The sequence below is a fragment of the Mycobacterium sp. NGS29 genome (assembly GCF_059812965.1).
Genome location: NZ_JCALDR010000017.1, coordinates 1 through 20,735, shown reverse-complemented (window position 1 = coordinate 20,735; position 20,735 = coordinate 1). Strand labels below are relative to the sequence as shown.

Genomic DNA, 20,735 nt, shown 5'->3' with positions numbered 1-20,735 from the left:
CTTCGCCCGGTGTCGCTGAGCCGCGTCAGTGCCCGGAGAACTCGTCCATCGAGTTGTATACACCGACCCGGCGCAAGTAGAAGTCGCGCAGCCGGATCGGCAACACCGCGGTGAGTACCTTGTTCATCTTCGACGTCCACGGCATGACGACGAACGGGTCACCGGCGAGCATCGCCGTCCACGTGCGCGCTACCACGTCCTCCTGCTCGAGCATCGGGGTGAACAGGATGCCCTTGGCACCGTCGAACATGCCGGTGTTGATGTAGGTCGGGCAGACCGTGGTGACCTTGACCTGGTCGAAGCCGGCCTGTTCCAGCTCCAGGCGCACGGAGTCGGAGAAGCCGATCGCCGCCCACTTGGAGGCGGAATAGGCGGCCATCCGGGGGATGGCGTTGAGCCCGGCCGACGAGGCGATGTTGACGATGCGGCATTGCCCCGAAGACTCGATCATCGCGGGCAGGAATTCGCGGGTCACCAACATCGGGCCGATGGAGTTGACTTCCATGGTCAGCGTGAAGTCTTTCGGCTCGTTCTCCCAGAAGTAGCCGTTGCCGCGCACGATTCCGGCGTTGTTGAACAGCACGTCGATCCGGCCGACCTCGCTGCGGGTCCGCTCGGCGGCCTCGGCCACCTTCTCCTGCGAGGTGACGTCGACGGTTTCGTAGTGAACCGTGCCGCCGGCTGCTTCCAACTCGGCTGCAGTGTCCTTGAGCGCGGCTTCGTTGGCATCCCACAGCACCACCGCGGAAGCACCTTCCTGCACGGCCTGGGTGGCAAACAGCTTGCCCAGGCCCATAGCGGCCCCCGTGACCAGGACGTTGGTTCCCTTGACCGATTCCATAGCTTTGCTCCTCCTGTGGGGGCGTCGACGATTCTCCGGCACATATACCCGTTCCATGACCAATACCGTCCAATCGCGTCCAGGGATAGAGCTCCGGCCAGATTCGCCGGCCTCGAACACGGGTAAGTCCCCGAAGTGGCTGTCGGGAACCTGATCCGGAAGGGCCGTGTGTAGGCCCGCATGCCCGAAGGCGACACCGTGTACGCCCTGGCCCGCCGCCTCGACGCAGCCCTGGTCGATCGCGTCCTGACCCACGGCGAACTACGCGTGCCGTCCCATGCCACGGCGGACCTGGTCGGGCGGACGGTGCAGGCGCACGTCACACACGGCAAGCACCTACTGACCCGGCTGTCCGGCGACCTCACCCTGCACACCCACCTGAAGATGTCCGGCTCGTGGACCATCTCCCTGACCGGTCGCCCGCTGCCGTCGGCGGTGATGCCCGATGTCCGGGTGGTGCTGCGCACGGACGGCCCCGCGGCCTACGGCATCCGGCTGCCGGTGGTCGAACTGCTGCGCACCAGGGACGAGACGTGCGTGGTCGGTCACCTCGGCCCCGACCCGCTACGTGCGGACTGGGATCCCGCCGAGGCGACTCGGCGACTCACCGCTGATCCCGGTCGGCCCCTGGTCGCCGCGCTACTCGACCAGCGGTGTGTTGCCGGATTCGGCAACCTGTGGGCCAACGAACTGTGCTTCCTGCGCGGGCACAACCCGTGGACGCCGATCGGGGCGGTCGACGTCCCCGCGTTACTGGAGGTGGGTTCGCGCGCATTGCGCCATTCGGCGACCTTCCCCGGTGCGATGCAGGTGACGACCGGCCGCCGGGGTAAGGGTGGGCAGCACTGGGTGGCCGGACGCGCGGGCCGGCCGTGCCTGCGCTGCGGCACCGAGGTGCAGGTGGTCGCCGAGGTGCCCAACGACCCGGAACGGCGTCGGACCTGGTGGTGTCCGAACTGCCAACCAGGCCCGGCACGTTAGTGTGCTTTGGTCGGCTTCCGTGAACAAGCCGACAGAAAAGTTGGGCATTTCATGACGACAGCAGAGGCGTCGGCGATCGAGGCACGAGTCGGCCACTACTACCAGATGGACAACACCTACCTGGTCGGCCGCGAGAAAGTGCGCGAATACGCACGCGCGGTGCAGGACTACCACCCCGCGCACTGGGACGTGGCTGCCGCGGGCGCGCTGGGCTATTCAGACCTGGTGGCGCCGCTGACGTTCACCTCGGTCCCGGGTATGGCGTGCAATCGCCGCATGTTCGAAACCGTGGTCGTCGGCTACGACACGTACGTGCAGACCGAAGAAGTCTTCGAGCAGCATCGGCCAATTGTGGCCGGCGACGAACTGCACGTCGACGTCGAGCTGACGGCGGTGCGCAAAGTCGCCGGCAGGGAGCTGATCACGGTCTCCAACACCTTCACCGACCAGTCCGGCGAGCGGGTGCACACCCTGCACACCACGGTGGTGGGGGTGACCACCGAAGAGGTCGATCCGGCCATCAAAGCCGCTGTGCAGAACGCCATGATGCACGACGTGAAAGTGCTGGTGAACGAGGAATCCGACACCGACTACCGCAAGACCGTGCGTCCCGACGGCGAGTTCCGCATCGCCGACGGGGGCAACCGGATGCCCGGCACACCGTCCTTCGACGACGTGCAGGTGGGTGATGAGCTACCGCTGCACAACGCGCACCTGTCCCGCGGTGACGTGGTGAATTATTCCGGCGTCGCCGGCGACGCGAACCCGATCCACTGGGACGAGAACCTGGCCAGGCTCGCCGGGCTGCCCGACGTCATCGCCCACGGCATGCTCACCATGGGTCTGGGTGCCGGCTACGCCTCCGCGTGGACGGGCGACCCCGGTGCGGTGACCCGTTTCGCGGTCCGGTTGTCGGCGCCCGCTATCGTCTCTGCGATCGAGGGCGCCGACATCGAATTCAGCGGTCGGATCAAATCGCTGGACCCGGCGACCCGGTCCGGTGTTGTCCTGGTCGGCGCCAAATCTGCAGGCAAGAAGATCTTCGGGTTGGCGACGCTCAACGTGCGGTTCCGCTGACCTCACCCATTTCGAAGGGCCGCGGCGACAACGGGTTTCGCCCAGCGAGGGGTCGCAGCCAGATCGAATGGTCCCACGATGCGACCTCGGTCCACGTGCAGCACCAGCCGCAGAAGTGGGGTGTGGCCGGTTGCGGGATCAGCATCCGCCGAGTTGTCGTACACCCGCAGGTCGGTCAGTACCGGCAGCACGTGCACCAGATTGAGCAGGCTGTGCCGGTAGCGGCGGCGGATCGCAGCTTCCGGGATATCGTGACCGCCGGATCGGACCCGGTGCCGCACCCGCTCGATGTGGGCTTCGGCGCTTTCCAGCCCCACGTAGAAGACCCGAACCTCGATTCCCTCAGCGGCGGCCCGGGAAATCAGAGCCGGCATGGTGTTGCCGCCGAGGGTGGTCTCGAAGGTGAAATCGAGTCGTTCAGTTATCGCCCGTTCCAACAGTTTTCGGCCCTGCTGCCACGCCGCGGCGTTCGACTCGGTTTGGTCCCAGGTCGGATTGGACCGCCGTAGCGCACGGGCTACCTCATCGGGGTTGTAGTACTCACCCCCGGCGGCGCGGATCGCGGCACCGCCGATGCTGCTTTTGCCGGCACCGTTGACGCCCGCCAGAACATACAGTCGCGGCGCGACAGGTGCTTTGCGAGCCACGGGCCGGCCGGGCTACCGCCGTTTCGCGGGCTTGGCCGCCGCCACCGCCGCGGTGCCGAGTTCTTCGGGGGTGGCGTTGAACGCCGCTGCCACACCCGCTTTGGCCTGCGGCGTCTGCATCGCCGCCAGCAGCTCGTCGAACTGGCCACCGAGCGCGTTCAGGTCCGGGGTGACCGAGTTGACCAATGCTTCGAACTCTGCGAACGCCACCAGCACCGCTCTGGGAGTGTTGTGTTTGGTGATCACGACCGCGCCGTCCACTGCGGCCTGTTCGAAGACCGAGCCGAACTCATTCTTGAGCCGGCTGGCAGCCACCGTCGGCACATCGACCAGCCGGCCCTCGCGGTTGCGGAACGTGACGGTGGACATTGTGCCTCCTCTGCCGAGTTTGTGACTCTTGACCCTGATTCTAGCCGAATTGTCTATTTTGGCTAAAAAAGCTCATTCGTCGGCCACCGCGGTCATCGGTCCGGGGTGACGACGACGGTCAGGTCATTTCCGTTGCGCTCCACGCACATACCCGCCCGGCGGGCGACGGCAGCTACCGCGGCCGCGTTGTCGGGCTCGGCGCGGCTGGCGGCCAGCGCGCGCGCCAACCGGCCCTTGTGGGCCTTGTTGAAATGGGAGACGACGGTGCGGCGACCGTCAGGGTGCTCGTTCAGTACCTCCACGCGGACCGCAGTCGGTGTCCTGCCCAGCGCTGCATAGGATCCGGAACGCAGATCCACGATCAGGTGTTCGCCGGCCAGTTCGGCAAGCAGCGGCTCCAGCAGGGGCCGCCACCGGGCGGCCAGCGTGGGTTTCGCGGGCAGTTTCGACGTCGCCGAAAGCCGGTAGGTGGGCACCTGATCGTCGGCGCGAAGCAGCCCGAACAACGCCGAGCCGATGGCCAGCCGGGCATGCGCGCGCGCTGCTTGGGCGCCGTTAAGCGAGTCGATATCCAAGGCGTCGTACAGGACGCCGGTGTAGCGGCGGATGGCCGGCAGCGTCGGCGCCGTACGCAGGGCGGCGTTGTGCGCGATCGCGGCGTCCTGTCCAGATGAGATCGCCAGTGCCGCTCTGCATGCCGCTGGGTCGGATGCGAGGTCGACGAGTTCGCCGATCAGCGCAGAACGCAGCTGGTTGAGACCAGGATTGCTGAGTTGTTCGAGGTGCAGTGGGGTTGGGGTGCCACCGTCCCGTTTGGTTTCCGACGGCGGCAGCAGCACGATCACGGGAGCCGACTCTAGGCCGTCGACCGCGGCTCGCGCGACACGTCCCAGGTGCGTCATCGGGACCCATCGGTCGAGGTGCGAAACTGATCCGATGGATCCCGTTGTCATCCACACCGACGGAGGTTGCCGCCCCAATCCCGGCCCCGGCGGTTGGGGAGCGGTGCTGCGGCAACGACAGCACGTCCGCGAGATGTGTGGCGGTGAGCCCGGTCCGACAAGCAATAACCGGATGGAGTTGACCGCGCCGATCATGGCGCTCGAAGCCCTGACCCGACCCGTGCTGGTGCACCTCTACACCGACAGCACCTACGTCCGCAACGGCATCACCAAGTGGGTGCTCGGCTGGGAGCGCAACGGCTGGCAGACCGCGGCAAAGCAGCCGGTGAAGAATGTCGACCTGTGGCGCCGGCTCCAGATCGCCTGTGCCAGACATCAAGTCGAATGGTTCTGGGTGAAGGGCCACTCCGGCGTCGCGGACAACGAATTGGCTGACGTGTTGGCGACCCGGGGGTTGCGGGAAGCGGTCGCGGCGTCGGCGTGACGCATTCCCCGGGCCGAGGCTCCCCGATTACCGGGCAGCCGTCGACACGTCCGGGGCGCTGGTTTGTACTGCCGCCTGGCGGTATTCGCGCATTTCGGCGCGCACTGCTTCATCGAGTGCCCGGTCCAGGCTGGCCTGGGCGGAACGTCGTGCCACCCGCCGCATGACATCGATAATGTCTGCGGCCCAGGCCAATTCGGCATCGTTGGTGGGATACCAGCCGCTGCCGCGTTGCCGGACGATTTCGGTGTGTCCGTGCCGTGCCAGCGCACGCGCCGCGTCGTCGAGTTTCTTGTCCACCGCCCCGGACGTCGTCAAGATGGCGGCCAGCGGCATACCGCGAGACATCAGGGTCGCAAAGTCGTTGATGATCCGGCGGTCCGGCACCAGGTAGCCGTCACCGGAAGGTTCGATCACCCCGCTGCTGCACAGCCGGCGAAGCGTCTTTGCGTCCAGGGGACCGAGCTTGTCCTGCAACTGCTCCAACGACATGACCCGCGACTCCGGGTGTGACCACGGCGAGGTCACCAACTCGCCCAGGTCCGCGAGGTCCAGCACCTCGACCAGCTCCTGACCGCTCTGCAGACCGGTCACGAATTTCAGGATGTGCTTGACGGTGAAGCCTTCTTTGAGCAGTCGGGTGACCGCCTGCAGCTGGCTGAGGTGCCGGTCGGTGTAGATCGACACCCGGCCGCGCCGCTGGGGACGAGCCAGCAGGCCGTTCTCCTGGTAGACCCGCACGTTGCGGGTGGTGGTACCCGCTTCGCGCGCAAGGTCGTCGATGCGGTACTCGGTCACCGGGGGAGCCTATCCGGTGAGAACCGGATCGGCGGTGTTCAGTGCTGCGGTGATCTTGTAATCCTGCAGATCCAGTGCCTTCAGTTGTTTCACGTACTGGGTGGCAAAGCCGGGATACATGGTGGCGTTGAAGCCGTCCTCGGTCAGGTACCAGCTCTGGCAGCCGGAGTTCCAGGTGGTGGCTTGCAGGCGCCGCTGGATGTCCTCGTTGTACCGGTCCTGCACCTCGGGCCGGACGTCGAGCGATTTCCACCCGAATTCCAGCAGCTTGGAAATCGCCGCGACGATGTAGTCGATCTGGGCCTCCATGTACACCAGCGCCGAGCTGTGGCCCGGTCCGGAGTTCGGCCCGAAGGTGAAAAACAGGTTGGGATAACCGGATACGGCAACGCTGCGATAGGCGTATGCACCTTTGCTCCACTCCGAGGCCAGTTCCCTGCCCTCGATCCCGGTGACCGGGATCGGCGATCCGGTCGTGGACACGTCGAAGCCGGTAGCGAACACGATGGCGTCGGAGTGATGCTCGATGCCCTCGACCGTCCGAATTCCCTTGGGCGACAACCGGGCAATCGGCCAGGTCACCAGTTTGCAGTTCTCGGCTTGCAGCGCCGGATAGTAGTCACTGGTCATCAGCAGCCGTTTGCAACCGGCCGAGAAGTCCGGCTGCAGCTGGCGCCGCATCCACGGATCCCGTACCTGCACCCGCAGATTGGCCCGGCTCACGGCCTCCACCACCCGGGTGAACGGGGTATCCCACACCACGCCGAGCGCTACCGACTCGTGTCCCCAGTACCAGGCGGACCGGACCAGCTTGCCGGCCAGCGGCAGTTCCTTATGGACACGTTTGATCCACCCGCTGACCTCGCCGTTGAACTTCGGCAGCACCCACCCCGGCGTGCGTTGGAACACCTTGACCGATTCGGCGACCTTGACCAATTCCGGGATGATCTGCACGGCGCTGGCGCCGGTACCGATCACCGCGACCTTTTTACCGGTGAAGTCGTAGTCGTGATCCCAACGGGCGCTGTGGATTTTGCGTCCCGCATACGTGTCGATGCCTGGCAGGTTGGGCAAGCTCGCGTTCGACAGCGGGCCCGAGGCAACGATGACGGTGCGGGCGCGGACCGGTTCACGGTCGGCAAAACTGAGCGTCCACTGTCCCTGCGCCTCGTCGTAGACGACGCCGGTGACGTTGTGCGCGAAGCGGATGTGCGGTGCGATGCCGCGGGATTCGACCATGCCGTCGATGTACTGCAGGATCTCGGCACTGCCCGAATAGGTGCGCGACCAGTCCGGGTTCGGCGCGAAACTGTAGGAATACAAGCGAGACGGGATGTCGCACGCCGCACCGGGATACGTGTTGTCTCGCCAGGTGCCTCCCACCCGGGTATCCCGCTCGAAGATCGCAAAGTCGGTGATGCCGCGGTCTTTGAGGCGGATTGCGGCGCCGATGCCGGCGAACCCGGCACCGATGATTGCTACGGAAATCATGTCGTGGGGCTCCATCAGGCGACTGGTTCGTAGGTGAGTTCCTGCGACCAGGTGGGTGTGCGGTGCACCAGGGGCATCGGGATGACACTGGTGACCTTGACCAACGAATCGGCGAACCAGTGGTACTTGGAGGTGCGGTCGATCACCTTCTTGCCGTGCCAGGCGACAAGCCGATACATCGGCAGCTTGCGGGCGAAAGCGCTTCGCTCACCGACACTTTGGAATCGGCGTACCGCTGCGTTCAGGCGTTGTTCGTTGACGCCCATCGCAACGATGTTGTCGCGCATCTTGTTCAGCAGCGCGAAATAGCTGAAGATGCCGACCAGGATCTGGGGGTTGAGCCAGCCTGCGGCGGTGTCGATGAGCATCTTGCGCATGGTGGCGTGTCCCAGCAGATCGATCACCTCGAAGTCGACTGCCAAATGCCGGGACTCGTCCGAGTTGATCCGTTGAAACACCTCTTGGGCCACCGGGTCCTTGATCTCGTCGGTGATGAACTTGATCAGGGCCCCGTCCAGCGCCACCTCGAGCATCGGAATCACCGTGCCGAGAAAGGGCAGTTTCAGATCGTCGGCGTGCTTGTCCAGGAAGTTGATGATCAACTGCACGTTGACATTCGGCGCCGGGATCTCGTCGTCATCGAGCATCCCCCACCGACGCATCAGCGCGAGTTCGGCGTTGGCGTGCTTCTGCTCTTCGGCATGGAAATGCTGGTAGATGCTCTTCAGCGTCGGGTTGGGTGCCTTCTTGGCCAACGCGGCGAAACCACGGGCACCGACGTTCTCGATCCACATCAGGTCACTCATGAACGGCTTGAGCTTGGCCCACAACTCCGGATCGATCAGCTCGGCTCCCGGTGCGTCCCAGTCGATATCGACCAGGGCCCACTGCTTGTCTTTGATCTTTTGCAACATGCTGTCCAGATCCATCGCCACGATCAATCAGTCCTTTCGGGGATTCACTCGGAGATCGGCCTGCAGTGCCGAACCGGCCGCGAACAAGGACCGAGCGGCATTCGGACGGGAACCGTCATGTCCCGAGCCCACCACGGACTCTGCCATTTGTCAATGTGCCAACAGCTAATGGCACTATCGCTCGCGGACGGTCTGCGGTAGGGCCTCGTCCGCCGCCGCCGTGCGGATGACGTGCTGGAGCGTGCCTGAATCAGGCGTTGCAGCAACCCCTTTCGGATGCCGGAGAACATTGCGGCCGCGCAGGTTCTGCACGCCTCGTCGCAATCGCCCCCGGGCAGCAACTCTTTGGGTAGGCGGGACCGCCTGCGGCGGGTCGCAGCGCCCGGGCGCGAGGGGCAGCGGCCAAGAAGTCGCCGCTGTGCCGCAGCGCGGTCCGCGCTTCGGGAATGGCGCGGAACATGGCAGGGAAGACATGTATTTGTCCCCGCGCGACGTGCAGGCTGACCGCCGCGCCGGCCGCCCCCAGCCGGGCAGCGAACGAACGGGCATCGTCAAGCAACATTTCGGTGCCGCCGACATGGATCATCGTCGGCGGAAATCCGTCGACGTCGGCATTGAGCACATCCAGCAACTCGTGGCGAGGGTCCGCCTCGCCGATGTAGAACGCGAACGTCGCTCCCACCCGCCGCGCCGGGGCGAAGGCGTCACGTCGGCGGCGATCCCTGCTGACCGCGAGGCCACCGGTCAGATCCAGCGCGGGCGAGAACAACAGCACCGCGGTGGGAGCCGGCAGACCTTGCCGGCGCGCTGCCAGGGTGGTGGCCACGGCCAATTGGCCGCCGGCAGAATCGCCGGCCACCGCCACTGGCCGCCCCGATGCTGTCAACCACCGGTAGGCCCGTACGGCGTCGTCCACCGCGTGCGGGAAGGGGTACAGCGGTGCCTTGCGATATTCGACGGCGAAAACCGGACGGCCGGCCGCGGCGGACAACTCGCCGATCAGCCCGCGATGGGTCCGCGGGGAGCACGCCACGAAGGCGCCGCCGTGAATGTAGAGCACCGCAGGCCCGCCGGGATCGACTCCGGCCGCACAGACCCATTCGCCACGGATCCGGCCGTCCACGCCAGACATGTCGACAGGTTCGATGCGCAGCCCCCGCCGCGGCGCGGACGCCGCCGCCAGGAACACCCGCAGCGTCGCGTCCAGACCGGCCACGCCCATCGGGTTGCCGGGCAGCACGCCGGCCAACGGCCGCATCGTCGAACGGCTGAGCGCAAACAGAGCTCTACTCTGCCGACTCGGCCGATGCACTACATCGTTGTGTTGCATATGTATCGATGTAACATTATCGGTGTGTTTGTTTCAAATCGGGTGGTGCGGCGGTGAGGTACACCGGGCTACTCGCCAAGGCGGTGCAGAAGGTCGGATCGATACCGGCCGAAGGAACCACCGCCGAGCGCATTCTGGACTCCGCGCTGAGCCAGTTCGAGGTGTTCGGCATCAACCGGTCCACGGTGGAGGACATCACCCGTCGCTCCGGGCTGTCGCGGGTCACCCTCTACCGGTATTTCTCCAGCAAGGACGCGATCATCGAGGCGGTCCTGGTGCGCGAACTCGAGACGTTCCTGCGGGAGCTGAACAGTTACGCAGGCCAGCAGTCCACCGTGGAGGACAAGTTCGTCGAAGGGTTCGTCTTCGTCCTCAACACGTTGCGCGAACACACCCTGTTGCAGCGCCTGCTGGCGACCGAGCCCGAAGCGGTACTTCCCTTCCTGACCACTGAGGGGTCCAGCACCATGCAGACGGCGTCGGCGTTCCTGGCCCGCCAACTGTCCTCGGAACTGCCGCACGACGACCGCACGCAACTGGAACTCCTCGAGATCGCCGAAGTGACCGTGCGGATCTGTCTGTCGTTCGTGCTCACGCCCTCCCAGCACATCGCCCTCGGCGACGACGACGCGGCACGCAGCTTCGCCCGCCGCTATCTGTTACCGCCCCTGCTCGGACTCAGCACCTAGCCCTGGCACCACCCATCCCGCATCAAACCTGTACGAGAATAGGAATTTTCATGGCGCACCGCTCGGCTTGGATGACCGAAGAACTCGACGGACTACGCGACCTGGTCCGTGACTTCCTCGCCAAGGAGGTCACACCCAACGTCGAGAAGTTCATCGACCAACACCACGTCGACCGGGACCTGTGGACCAAGGCCGGAGAGGTCGGCCTGCTGTGCATGTCGATCCCCGAGGAGTACGGCGGGGGCGGCGGAACCTTTGCCCACGAAGCGGTTCTCATCGAGGAACAGGCCCGCATTGCGGACACCTCCTGGGGAGTGAGCCTGCACAACACCATCGTCGCGCATTACCTGCTGGCCTACGGCACCGAAGAGCAGAAGCAGACGTGGCTGCCGCGGATGGCCTCCGGCGAAGTCGTCGGCGCCATCGCGATGACCGAGCCGGGCACCGGATCGGATCTGCAGAACGTCAAGACCCGGGCCATCCGCGACGGGGACGAGTACGTCGTCAACGGCTCGAAAACGTTCATCACCAACGGCTCTCAGGCCGACCTCATCATCACCGTCGTCAAAACCTCGGTCAACGAAGCCGCCAGCGGTATCTCGCTGGTGCTCGTCGAGGGCGACCGGCCCGGGTTCCGCCGCGGTCGCGTGCTGGACAAGATAGGCCAGAAAGGCCAGGACACCTCGGAGTTGTTCTTCGACGACGTGCGCATCCCCACCACCAACCTGCTGGGCGACACCGAAGGGCAGGGCTTCATCCAGCTGATGCAGCAGCTGCCCCAGGAACGCCTCATCATCGCCGTGGGATCGGTTGCTGGAATGGAATCGGCTGTCGCGCAGACCATTGCGTACACCAAGAGCCGACAAGCCTTCGGCAAGCCTATTTTTGGATTCCAGAACACCAAGTTCAAACTCGCCGAAGCTGCCACCGAGACCAAGATCGCGCGCGTCTTCCTCGACGACTGCATCACCAAACACCTGCGCGGCGAACTCGACATCCCGACCGTCGCCATGGCCAAGTGGTGGACCACCGAACGAGCCATGAACGTCGCCGACCAGTGCCTGCAGCTGCACGGCGGCTACGGCTACATGACCGAATACCCCATCGCCCGCATGTGGGCGGACAACCGGGTGCAGATGATCTACGCCGGCACGAACGAAATCATGAAAGAGATCATCGCGCGGACGTTGTGAAGCGGCCGGTGCTTCCTACCTGATATTCGCCAGCTTTACGAAACCGCGACCGCGGGAGCCAAGCGGGTGGCAGCGCGACAGGCGTTGCGCTCACGGTGGTGTCGTCTCTGGCGGCGTCTACACAGAAGCGGCCAGTGATAGGTCGACCGCTCCCTACCTGCCGGTGGTATACGCCTGCGGATGCTGTTCGCGGTGTCATCTTGACGCCCCGTCTCGTGCAATCAGGAGGGCATGGTCGTCGCGATATTGGGCGCAATATCTAGCACCAAGAGTGCCGCGGCGACGTGTGTGGGGTTGTCTTCCACTTTGACCACGGAGAGTTCATTAGCACGCGACACCCGGCGCTCGACGGTGTTTCGGTGCGCATAGAGGTTGGCCGCCGCCCGGGTGGTGTTGAAGCCGCACTGCACGTAGGTCAGCAGCGCCAGCCGCAACGCTTCGTCTGCTTCGGCCAACGGGCCGAGAGTCTTGGTGACGAACCGTCGTGCGCTGGCGGGGTCCGTCGTAATGCTGTCGATGAGCTCGACGTCTGCGTACGCCGTAAAGCGCCGTTCGGATCCGAGCCGAACGATCAGCGCCTGAGCCGCGAGGGCGTCCTGGTGGCTGGACCTGAACCCGTCGAGTCCTTTTCCCGGCCTTCCGACGGCCGCTCGAATATCCGCTGCCTTCGCCACGATCTTCTCGACGTGGCGGACGTCAGGTGTCGCGGTCCCGGATAGCCAGATCCAACGCGACGCAGCACTTGCGCGGGCTATCAGGGCGCTTCCCCCCGCCGAAGCGGAACGCACGGCCGCGACCACGTCGTCCAACGCGTCGGCCCGCTGAAGATCGTCGGTCCATACGACGAGTCCCACGTGCGAGCGGGCCAACCGGTACCTCAGCCGCCCTTCCGCGAGGTCCTCGGTCATGGGGGCCCCACTGGCGATCAGCTGTATCAGCGCAATCGCGTCGGCACTCGCATTACCCATCGCGGCCGCAAGGCTGGCCTCACGCAGGGCAGAGACCGAGTCGAGGGCGTACTGCATCAACGACTTCGCCGACACGTCGAGAACCTCCACGAGGAGGTCAGGGTCTGTGCAATGCGACACGCATTCTTCGAGCCATCGGCGCCAGCCGACAGCGAGCGCCACCCGCCATCCTCCCGCGAAATCCGGGGCGATGCCGCGGGAAACGAGGTCGCGGATGTACTCCGCTATCCTCGGGCCGATGTAAGGCTCGACCCTTCGCCCCGGTTGCTGGATGTTCGACGTCAGCCACTGGACGAGATCGGAGCGGTTGAGGTGGCGGTCCTCCTCGACCAGCGACGCATCCGGAAGCAGGGCAGGCTCGTACTGCGCCATGAGTGCGGCCCCCGCGATGACCTCAGTCATCGCATCCGTCTCCGTCAAGAGCCGCTGACACAGTGTTCGGATTGCGTCAGCGGCCTCGACGGTGGGCAGGGGCCACAAATCCTCCATACCGACAAGTCTCCCCTGACCGTGCGGGACGAGGCGCTTACACCGACGCCTTTTCCTCGACGCTGACCAGCCCGGCGACCCGTTCTGCGGCCCGCAGGCCAGCGAGAATGGCACCATTCATGGTTCCGGCCCACTCGCCTGCGGTTTCGGTGCCAGCCCAGTAAATCCGCCCGTGCGGGTCGGTGAGGGCGCTGCCGTAGCTCACGGACGCATAGGGAGGCGCGGCGGGGTGCGGTCCACCAGGGGCGAACGCATCTGTGCCCCAGCAGTGGTCGATGTAATCGATGGGGGTCATCGCCTGTGGGCCGTACAAGTCGGCCAGCTGTTGGATCACTCGGCTGCGCCGTATCTCGGGACTGAAGCCGTCGAACACGCGCGGGGAGCAGAACACCATCAGGATTCCGGGTCCAATGTCGTCCGGCGAGACATCGAAGGTGATGAACGCCGTTCCGGTGTCGGTAAGCCCTTCACCCGAAAGCCCGTCAGCCCGCCAGAATGGCTTTTCATAGGCAACGAACGCCTTGCTGAGCGCGCCCATGGGCCAGGTTCTCGCGAGTCCCGCAACTTTCTCTGGAAGCGCAGGCTGGAACTCGATGTCGGCGCGGTGCGGCGGGGCGACCGTGACGATGGCGTACTTGGCTCTGATTGTTGCCGAGTCGGTCTGGACGGTTGCGCTGTTGTCGTCTTGAGTGATACGGCGGACCGGAGCATCTACGACAACTCGGTCACCGAGCCGCTCGGCGAGCCGCTTGGCGATCTCCTGAGTGGTTTCGGTGATTCGGTCCTGATTGGCCCCGTTCTCGACGTCGAGCATATGGCTGAGCCCCCCTGCGGCGCGGATGTAGCGCAGTACGTGAAGCAGCGAGACGTCTGCCGGGCTGCAGCCCCACTGCACCTTGCTGACAATCGCCATCAGCGCACGAGTACTGGAGAGCGCCCTTTTGCGATCGAGCCATTCACCGAACGAGACGGCGTCGAGTTGGACGGCGTCCGGGGACTCCCAGGCGGCATCGACGTTGACGGTCCGTACCAACTTTTCCAGCGCCCGCTGCATGCGGGCCATGTCGACCAAGACTGCCGGGGAGACGGCAGGGATGGTGCCCTTGTACGTGCGACGGCGACCGGCCATCCACAGGACGTTGCGGCCTTCGTTGAACTGACCGGTCGTCGTGCATCCCATTCGCTTGGCGAGGTCGCGGATTGCGGTGTGCCGCGGTGAAACCCACGTTGCCCCGAGGTCCACCTCGACGCCAGCGACCTCACCGGAGAACGATCGACCCCCGACCCGGTCCCGACCTTCGACAACTATGACTGAAAGCCCCATGCTGACCAGGCGCTCTGCTGCACTCAGGCCGGCGAACCCCGCACCGACGATGACGACATCGACAGTCGGGGCGCCGGAACTGCTTTCACGAGATTTCGACATGATTCCCTCCTTGGTTCACGCGGTCTGCATGTTGTGAGATGTATTGGGCGATCGGATCGACGAGGGCCTCGGGAATGTGATGGCCCATCCCGGGAATGACGACATGCTGGGCCGAGCGGATTGCCTGCACGGTGGCTGCGCCGCCACTGGGGTTCACCAAGACGTCGCGATCACCGTTGATGACCACGGTCGGTGCAGTGATCCTGCGCAACTGTTCGGTCCGGTCGCCGGATGCCTGGATCGCCTGAATCTGGCGGGCGATTCCGGCGGCCTGGTCCCCGGCGCACCGATCCCAACCACGCGCTGCGACGGCTGCTTCCGCGGCGTCGTCGATGGGGTACGCCGTTCCGGCGATATGCTGAGTGATCTGCAGGTGGTTGCGCACGGCTGCAGTTCTGGTCTTGGCCGGCGCAGCGAGGAGCAGTCGCATCGTCGACAGCGCAGGCTGACCGACTTTGCGCGCGCCGGTGGTCGAGAAAATGGACGTCAGGGACAGCACCCGCTCCGGTTTCGTCGCCGCGATCGTCTGCGCGATCATGCCGCCCATCGATCGTCCGACGAGGTGAATTTGCGCGATCCCGAGATGGTCGAGCAATTCAACACAGTCAGTTGCCATGTCCGCCAGCGTGTAGGCGTCGCTGCGGGGGTGCGCGAACACCCGGCGCCAGATCGAGGGGGGCGGGCTGCTCGCGAACGTGGACTGGCCGATGTCCCGGTTATCCATGCGAAGGACCCGAAAACCCTGGCCGACAAGCGATCCGACGAATGACTCGGTCCAGAAGGTAAGGTCCTCCCCTAGCCCGGCGATGAGCAGGATCGCGGGGTCGGCCTTGTCTCCGGACTCACGGAAGCAGATCGTCACTCCGGATGAGAGGGTTGCGTACCGGTCTGAGTCAGACATAGGCCTGTGCCCTCTCGCTGACGCCGAACTCGAGGTGCTCGTCGGCGACCGGACCGCGCAGCGCCTTGGCGTCTTCCTGGTACGACATCGCCATCCGCCACGGGGCGACCGCGCCCTGCTTCGGTAGGAACTTCGCCCCGCGCTTGGCGTAGCCGGATTGAAGGTCCATCACAGGCCTGCGATCCATTCCGGGCAGCGGAACCGGGACCGCCCGGTCGTAGCCATGGGCATCCATGTGCTTGACGAGGTCGATGAAGTAGCGGCACATCAGGCTCACCTTGAGAGTCCAGGACGACGTCGTGTAGCCAATGGCCATCGCCCAGTTGGGGATTCCGCTCAGAAGCATCCCGCGATAGGCGAAGGAGTCGGCGAGGTCCACCTGCTGCCCGTCGACCACGATCGGCATTCCGTCGAACAGTTGCAGGTTCAGTCCGGTGGCGGTCACGATGATGTCGGCTTCGAGCTCTTCGCCCGACTTCAAGACGATTCCGTGCTTGCTGAACCGCACGATGGAGTCAGTGACCACCGAGGCGCTGCCGTCCTTGATCGCGTCGAAGAAGTCGCCGTCGGGCGCTGCACACAGTCGCTGGTCCCATGGGTTGTAGGGCGGGTTGAAGTGCTTGTCGACGTCGAAACCCTCGGGGAGTCGCTTGATGTTCGCGCGGCGAATCAGCTTTCGCCCAGCGTGCGGGAACATCCGAAGCCCCTTGACGATCCCGCGTTCGATCCAGATGTTCTTGAACCGAGTCACGGCGTATCCACGTTTAGCGCCTAGGAGTTTCGTGAGCGCGACCGCGACGCTGTCGACCCGGGGAATCGGCATGATGTAGGTCGGAGTGCGCTGCAGCATCGTCACGTGTTGGGCCGCACCAGCGCCGGTCAACATCGCCGGCACCATCGTGACCGCGGTCGCGCCGCTGCCGATGATGACGACTTTCTTGCCGCGGTAGTCGAGGTTGTCCGGCCAGTGCTGGGGGTGCACCACCAGCCCTTCGAAGTCGTCGCGGCCGGCAAACTCCGGAGCGAACCCCTGGTCGTAGCGGTAGTAACCGGTGGCCGCGAAAACCCACCCAGTGCGGATCGTCTTCGTGGCAGTCCAGCCGGTGACGGGGTCTGTCGCTTCGACGGTGAGCGTCCACTTCGAGTCCGTCGAGGACCATTCGGACTGCACGACGCGGTGCCGGAACTTAATGAGGCCCGCCAGGTTGTTCTCGTCGACCGTTTCCTGGAGGTACTCCCGGATCAGGTGTGCGTCGGCGATCGCCGACTCGTGGCGCCACGGCTTGAACTCGTACCCGAAGGTGTGCAGGTCGGAGTCGGAGCGGATGCCCGGGTAGCGGAAGAGATCCCATGTGCCGCCGATGTTGTCGCGGCCCTCCAACACGACGAGGGACTTGTCCGGAAGCTCGCGGGTGAAATACGTTGCCGCGCCGATTCCCGAGATTCCCGCTCCGATGATGACGACGTCGAACTCCTCGACCCCGCCCGATACCTCAGTTGTCATGGCTGCCAACTCCTCGTCGTTCTGGTGACTTCGTGACGTCCACAGTGGCTGAGGTATGGCGTTGCTCACTACGACGATGCGCACCTCCTTTCGTCCGAGCGAGTGCATGGTGCACCGGGAGCGGTACCGGGGTGTCTGACGGGTGCACGGTGCCCTTGGTGCGCCCCTGAACAGGTGCGCAGTGTCGTTGTGACCGCAGTGACCAGCTGGCGACAGTAGAGGCACCTGAATCTTGAAAGGAACCCTGGCAAATGAAGGACATCGCGTTCCTCCTGTCCGATGTGTGGCTGATCGTCGTCGGCTTCTTGTGCGGCTGGAAGTTCCTCCGCAACTACGGCAACTGGCTGCTCGGCCTCGAATGCATGGTCGTCGGTGTATCGGCGACAAACTTCCTCGTTGGCTCGCTGCTCGGCCCCGAAGCCGGCAACGTCCCGTTTTCCGTCGCCTTCTTCCTCGACGCGTTCTCCCGGTCGTTCGGCTTCACACTCGTCCCGGTGTTAGGCCTGATGGTGGTGACCCACCGGTACAAGCCGACCCTGGCGGTCGAGGTCGGCGCGTTCGGGCTCGCCGTTGTGGGCGGACTCGTCCTGGGCGGGCTGGACCACTCGACGCTGCACGTCGGCCCCGCCAGCTTCTTCGTCGTGATGAACCTGCTCACCACGCTGTTCCTCGCGTACTTCGTGACGCGGCTGTGGGGCATCGGCGTCAAGCATCTTGCCGGCTGGGCGGCGTTGGTCACGGCTGCGGGGACCGCGATCGCGGTCACCTACGACTTCTTTCCGCTCCCCTTCGACGACGAACTTCGCACGATCTTCTACACCGCCGCGCTGACGACGTGGGGCGCTCAGGGCTTGGTCTACTACCTCGCCTACCGCGCAATGCACGCCCACAACATTTCCGCCGATGCGAAGCCGGATCAGAAAGTGACTGCACTGTCATGAAGATCGGCAGCGTGGAGTACAGCATCTTTACCGGCTCTGACCAACGATCTCATTTCTTCAGTGGGGTTGTCGGAGTAGGTGATTGAGAGTCTCGGCGGTCGCCTCGATATCAGCGGAGGTGTGCGCTCGGTGCGGCCGACGACGCCGCTCTGGGTTGATCCACCTGCCATCGCCTGGCCGAACACCGAAAGATCCGGCAGCACAACGTATTCTCGGCGGTGCCGCCACCCGTCAGCCGGAATCCGGCGATCACTTCGTCGAAGATGAGCACAACTCCGTGCCGATCGCACATGCCGGCAGACCACCTGCATCGCACCGACAACCTGTCGGACGGCATCCACGATGCGCGGATCACTGTGCCCGAGAAGTATTGGGCCACAAGTCATCAGGTAGTCGACGTAGCGGTCACCGTCCAAGTCCCAGACGTACGCGCCGCGCACCCGCACGAAAAGCGGGTGGGGCGCATGGCGGCGCGAAGACCGGACCCTACTCCCCCGCCGAGACTGCGACGAGCACGCTCGAAGGCAAGACGCGAACTATTGAACGCCACCGCGCGACTCCCTTGCTTGTTCTTCTGCAGGCTTCCGGCGGGCGGACGAGATGTTCATCAGTATTCGATCACTGAACGAATTTCGACGCCACGCTTCATCTCGTCGAACCCCTCGCTGATGTCTTCCAGGTCGATGACCCGAGTGATGAGTGAGTCGAGATCGATGCGTCTGTGCATGTAGTGCTCGACGAGCATGGGAAAATCGGCGTCGGCCTTGCTGAACCATAGTTCGAGCCGATGAGCGAAAGCTCCTGGCCGGACATGACAAACGGATCGATCGTGACCGTCACGCCGTCCGCCACTTGGCCGGCGACCACGGCAGTGCCGCCGCGGGCCAACACGGCGTAGGCGGCCTCGGTGACCGCGCTCACTGACATTCCCCACTGACGCTCATCGAAATTCCCCACCCGTGTGGCTCCGCCGAGAAGGGCGGGCCTCCCTCGAAGCTGCTGGTGTCTGACGCCAGTTGCTCCATCGAAGGAGGCCCGCTTTCTCATGCTCACATGGGAGGATGATGTGGAAGTACATGCCCTACGCATGCGTGGTTGGACGATCTCGGCGATCGCCCGCCACACCGGCTTTGATCGCAAGACGGTCCGCAAGTATCTGGCCGGCGGCGGCACGCCAGGGGTGCGTGCCCGGCCCGATCCTGATCCGTTCGACCCGTTCGTCGACTACGTCACCGCGAGGCTGACCGAGGACCCACACCTGTGGGCCCGCACCCTGTTCGACGAGTTGGAGGACCTGGGGTTCGGGCTGTCGTATCAGAGCCTGACCCGCAACATCCGCGCCCGGGATCTGCGCCCGGTCTGTGAGGCGTGCCGGACCGCCACACAGCGCCCGAACGCGGTGATCCCACACGCTCCCGGCGACGAAACTCAATGGGACTGGCTGGAATTGCCCGATCCGCCGGCATCGTGGGGCTGGGGCAAGACCGCGCACCTGCTGGTCGGCTCACTTTCGCATTCCGGGAAGTGGCGCGGCTATCTGGCGCCGAGCGAGGATCAGCCACACCTGGTCGCCGGTCTGGACCGCGTCACCCGCGGCCTGGGCGGGCTGACCAGGGTGTGGCGCTTCGACCGGATGGCTACGGTGTGTGACCCCGGCTCGGGACGGGTGACCGCGTCGTTCGCCGGGGTGGCCAAGCACTACGGCGTGGCGGTGGCGATCTGCCCGGCACGGCGCGGCAACCGCAAGGGCGTGGTGGAGAAGGTCAATCACACCGCCGCACAACGCTGGTGGCGCACCCTGGCCGACGAAGCCACCCCTGAGCAGGCCCAGGCCAGCGTGGATCGCTTCGCCCGGGTGCGGGGTGACACCCGGCTGCGGGCCACCGCCGACGGCCGGTCCTCGGTCGCCGTGGTCGCCACAACCGAGCCCCTGCAACCGGTGCCGGCACAGGCGTATCCGGTGATCGTGGCCGAAGCCCGCACCGCCTCACGCCAAGCGATGGTGTCCTACCGCGGCAACCGCTACTCAGTGCCTCCGGAACTGGCCGCCGCCAACGTCGTGGTGTCCCATCCGGTCGGGGGCCAGTTCTGCGATATCGCCACCATGAGCGGGATCGTGATCGCCCGCCACCGGATGGCCGCCGACGGGCTCGGGGTGATGGTGCGCGACAGCGGTCATGTCATCGCCCTGGACGCTGCGGCGATGGCCACCGCAGCCACCGGGCGCCCGCACCGCCGCAAAGAACGCATCCCACCCGGACCGGCCGCCAAAGCCGCTGCCGCACACCTACTGCGGCTCAAGAATGCGCCCAGCACTTCTAGTGACTCTCCCACTCCGTCAACTGATTCCACCGTGATCGACCTGTCCGCTTACGAGCGGGCCGCCCAGAACAGGACCATCCAATGACCCCCACTCCACGTACCATCAAGACCACCACCACGGCCGAGGAATCGCCATCGGCGGCGGCGAGCCGTTATCAGCAGCTGCGCTCGCACCTGGCCGAACTCAAACTGACCGCGGCCGCCGAAGCACTCCCCGCGGTGCTCGACCAGGCCACCGCCGAAGGGCTGTCGCTGACCGTCGCGTTGGAGCGACTGCTGGCCGTGGAAGTCGAGGCCTCCACCGCCCGACGGTTGGCGGGCCGGTTGCGGTTCGCCTGCCTGCCCACCCCGGCCACCCTCGATGACTTCGACGTCGACTCCGCCGCCGGGATCGACCGCACGCTCATCGACGAGCTGGGCACCTGCCGCTACCTGGAATCGGCGACCAATATCCTGCTCATCGGACCA

General features: G+C 65.2%; 21 protein-coding genes. 8 read left to right on the top strand and 13 right to left on the bottom strand.

The window, feature by feature from the left end:
- Window positions 1–25: 25 nt before the first annotated feature.
- Complete coding sequence (locus AC5Y5Z_RS20230; RefSeq protein ID WP_499927131.1) at window positions 26–841, bottom strand: SDR family oxidoreductase; 816 nt, start codon at window positions 839–841, stop codon at window positions 26–28.
- A 180-nt stretch (window positions 842–1,021) separates the two neighbouring features.
- On the opposite strand from AC5Y5Z_RS20230, the gene AC5Y5Z_RS20225 reads away from it, so the two are divergent.
- Window positions 1,022–1,822 (top strand): DNA-formamidopyrimidine glycosylase family protein, encoded by an 801-nt coding sequence (locus tag AC5Y5Z_RS20225; RefSeq protein ID WP_499927129.1) that lies wholly within the window; start codon window positions 1,022–1,024, stop codon window positions 1,820–1,822.
- A gap of 51 nt (window positions 1,823–1,873) precedes the next feature.
- Window positions 1,874–2,899 carry a fused (3R)-hydroxyacyl-ACP dehydratase subunits HadA/HadB gene (locus AC5Y5Z_RS20220; RefSeq protein WP_499927127.1) on the top strand — a complete coding sequence of 342 codons (1,026 nt, stop codon included), beginning with the start codon at window positions 1,874–1,876 and terminating at the stop codon, window positions 2,897–2,899.
- 2 nt (window positions 2,900–2,901) lie between these two features.
- On the opposite strand, the gene AC5Y5Z_RS20215 is transcribed toward AC5Y5Z_RS20220, so the two are convergent.
- The 3 genes from AC5Y5Z_RS20215 to yaaA all read right to left on the bottom strand — a co-directional run bounded on the left by AC5Y5Z_RS20215 (window position 2,902) and on the right by yaaA (window position 4,760).
- Complete coding sequence (locus tag AC5Y5Z_RS20215; protein WP_499927125.1) at window positions 2,902–3,546, bottom strand: ATPase; 645 nt, start codon at window positions 3,544–3,546, stop codon at window positions 2,902–2,904.
- Between the two features lie 12 nt (window positions 3,547–3,558).
- Complete coding sequence (locus AC5Y5Z_RS20210) at window positions 3,559–3,915, bottom strand: type II toxin-antitoxin system prevent-host-death family antitoxin (protein WP_463826354.1); 357 nt, start codon at window positions 3,913–3,915, stop codon at window positions 3,559–3,561.
- 92 nt (window positions 3,916–4,007) lie between these two features.
- Complete coding sequence (yaaA, locus tag AC5Y5Z_RS20205; RefSeq protein WP_499927123.1) at window positions 4,008–4,760, bottom strand: peroxide stress protein YaaA; 753 nt, start codon at window positions 4,758–4,760, stop codon at window positions 4,008–4,010.
- 91 nt (window positions 4,761–4,851) lie between these two features.
- Here yaaA and rnhA point away from each other — a divergent pair, with 91 nt between their 5' ends.
- A complete protein-coding gene (rnhA, locus tag AC5Y5Z_RS20200; protein WP_463826353.1) occupies window positions 4,852–5,301 on the top strand; it encodes a ribonuclease HI in 450 nt (149 codons plus the stop codon).
- A 27-nt stretch (window positions 5,302–5,328) separates the two neighbouring features.
- Here rnhA and AC5Y5Z_RS20195 read toward each other — a convergent pair whose 3' ends face one another.
- The 4 genes from AC5Y5Z_RS20195 to AC5Y5Z_RS20180 form a co-directional block, all read right to left on the bottom strand.
- The gene (locus AC5Y5Z_RS20195) at window positions 5,329–6,099 is read right to left on the bottom strand and encodes a MerR family transcriptional regulator (protein ID WP_473138746.1); all 771 of its coding nucleotides are present in this window, start codon (window positions 6,097–6,099) and stop codon (window positions 5,329–5,331) included.
- A gap of 9 nt (window positions 6,100–6,108) precedes the next feature.
- Window positions 6,109–7,590 carry a flavin-containing monooxygenase gene (locus AC5Y5Z_RS20190; RefSeq protein WP_499927121.1) on the bottom strand — a complete coding sequence of 494 codons (1,482 nt, stop codon included), beginning with the start codon at window positions 7,588–7,590 and terminating at the stop codon, window positions 6,109–6,111.
- A 14-nt stretch (window positions 7,591–7,604) separates the two neighbouring features.
- Window positions 7,605–8,525 carry a ferritin-like domain-containing protein gene (locus AC5Y5Z_RS20185; RefSeq protein ID WP_463826350.1) on the bottom strand — a complete coding sequence of 307 codons (921 nt, stop codon included), beginning with the start codon at window positions 8,523–8,525 and terminating at the stop codon, window positions 7,605–7,607.
- A 229-nt stretch (window positions 8,526–8,754) separates the two neighbouring features.
- Window positions 8,755–9,762 (bottom strand): alpha/beta hydrolase, encoded by a 1,008-nt coding sequence (locus AC5Y5Z_RS20180; RefSeq protein WP_499927119.1) that lies wholly within the window; start codon window positions 9,760–9,762, stop codon window positions 8,755–8,757.
- A 125-nt stretch (window positions 9,763–9,887) separates the two neighbouring features.
- Between AC5Y5Z_RS20180 and AC5Y5Z_RS20175 the strand changes: the two genes are divergently transcribed.
- Window positions 9,888–10,523: a TetR/AcrR family transcriptional regulator gene (locus tag AC5Y5Z_RS20175; RefSeq protein ID WP_463826348.1), complete on the top strand. Its 636-nt coding sequence runs from the start codon at window positions 9,888–9,890 to the stop codon at window positions 10,521–10,523.
- Between the two features lie 50 nt (window positions 10,524–10,573).
- Complete coding sequence (locus tag AC5Y5Z_RS20170; protein WP_463826347.1) at window positions 10,574–11,716, top strand: acyl-CoA dehydrogenase family protein; 1,143 nt, start codon at window positions 10,574–10,576, stop codon at window positions 11,714–11,716.
- A 221-nt stretch (window positions 11,717–11,937) separates the two neighbouring features.
- Here the strand turns inward: AC5Y5Z_RS20170 and AC5Y5Z_RS20165 are convergent, their stop codons facing one another.
- The 4 genes from AC5Y5Z_RS20165 to AC5Y5Z_RS20150 form a co-directional block, all read right to left on the bottom strand.
- The gene (locus tag AC5Y5Z_RS20165) at window positions 11,938–13,086 is read right to left on the bottom strand and encodes a PucR family transcriptional regulator (protein ID WP_499927116.1); all 1,149 of its coding nucleotides are present in this window, start codon (window positions 13,084–13,086) and stop codon (window positions 11,938–11,940) included.
- A gap of 124 nt (window positions 13,087–13,210) precedes the next feature.
- Window positions 13,211–14,599 carry a flavin monoamine oxidase family protein gene (locus AC5Y5Z_RS20160; RefSeq protein WP_499927114.1) on the bottom strand — a complete coding sequence of 463 codons (1,389 nt, stop codon included), beginning with the start codon at window positions 14,597–14,599 and terminating at the stop codon, window positions 13,211–13,213.
- Window positions 14,583–15,500 (bottom strand): alpha/beta fold hydrolase, encoded by a 918-nt coding sequence (locus AC5Y5Z_RS20155; protein ID WP_499927112.1) that lies wholly within the window; start codon window positions 15,498–15,500, stop codon window positions 14,583–14,585. The genes AC5Y5Z_RS20160 and AC5Y5Z_RS20155 overlap by 17 nt, the downstream gene beginning before the upstream one ends.
- Window positions 15,493–17,004 (bottom strand): flavin-containing monooxygenase, encoded by a 1,512-nt coding sequence (locus tag AC5Y5Z_RS20150; protein ID WP_499927110.1) that lies wholly within the window; start codon window positions 17,002–17,004, stop codon window positions 15,493–15,495. Before AC5Y5Z_RS20150 ends, AC5Y5Z_RS20155 begins: the two co-directional genes overlap by 8 nt.
- 251 nt (window positions 17,005–17,255) lie before the next feature.
- Here AC5Y5Z_RS20150 and AC5Y5Z_RS20145 point away from each other — a divergent pair, with 251 nt between their 5' ends.
- Entirely contained in the window at window positions 17,256–17,945 is a 690-nt protein-coding gene (locus AC5Y5Z_RS20145) for a transporter (RefSeq protein WP_499927108.1), read from the top strand.
- On the opposite strand, the gene AC5Y5Z_RS20140 is transcribed toward AC5Y5Z_RS20145, so the two are convergent.
- Window positions 17,921–18,385, bottom strand: a complete 465-nt coding sequence (locus AC5Y5Z_RS20140; protein ID WP_499927246.1) for an aminotransferase class III-fold pyridoxal phosphate-dependent enzyme — start codon at window positions 18,383–18,385, stop codon at window positions 17,921–17,923. The genes AC5Y5Z_RS20145 and AC5Y5Z_RS20140 overlap by 25 nt on opposite strands.
- A gap of 605 nt (window positions 18,386–18,990) precedes the next feature.
- On the opposite strand from AC5Y5Z_RS20140, the gene AC5Y5Z_RS20135 reads away from it, so the two are divergent.
- Both AC5Y5Z_RS20135 and AC5Y5Z_RS20130 read left to right on the top strand, forming a co-directional pair.
- Window positions 18,991–20,352 carry an IS21/IS408/IS1162 family transposase gene (locus AC5Y5Z_RS20135; RefSeq protein WP_499927106.1) on the top strand — a complete coding sequence of 454 codons (1,362 nt, stop codon included), beginning with the start codon at window positions 18,991–18,993 and terminating at the stop codon, window positions 20,350–20,352.
- Window positions 20,349–20,735: ATP-binding protein (locus tag AC5Y5Z_RS20130; protein ID WP_499927104.1), on the top strand; the 387-nt coding region annotated here is incomplete at its 3' end. The genes AC5Y5Z_RS20135 and AC5Y5Z_RS20130, both read left to right, overlap by 4 nt.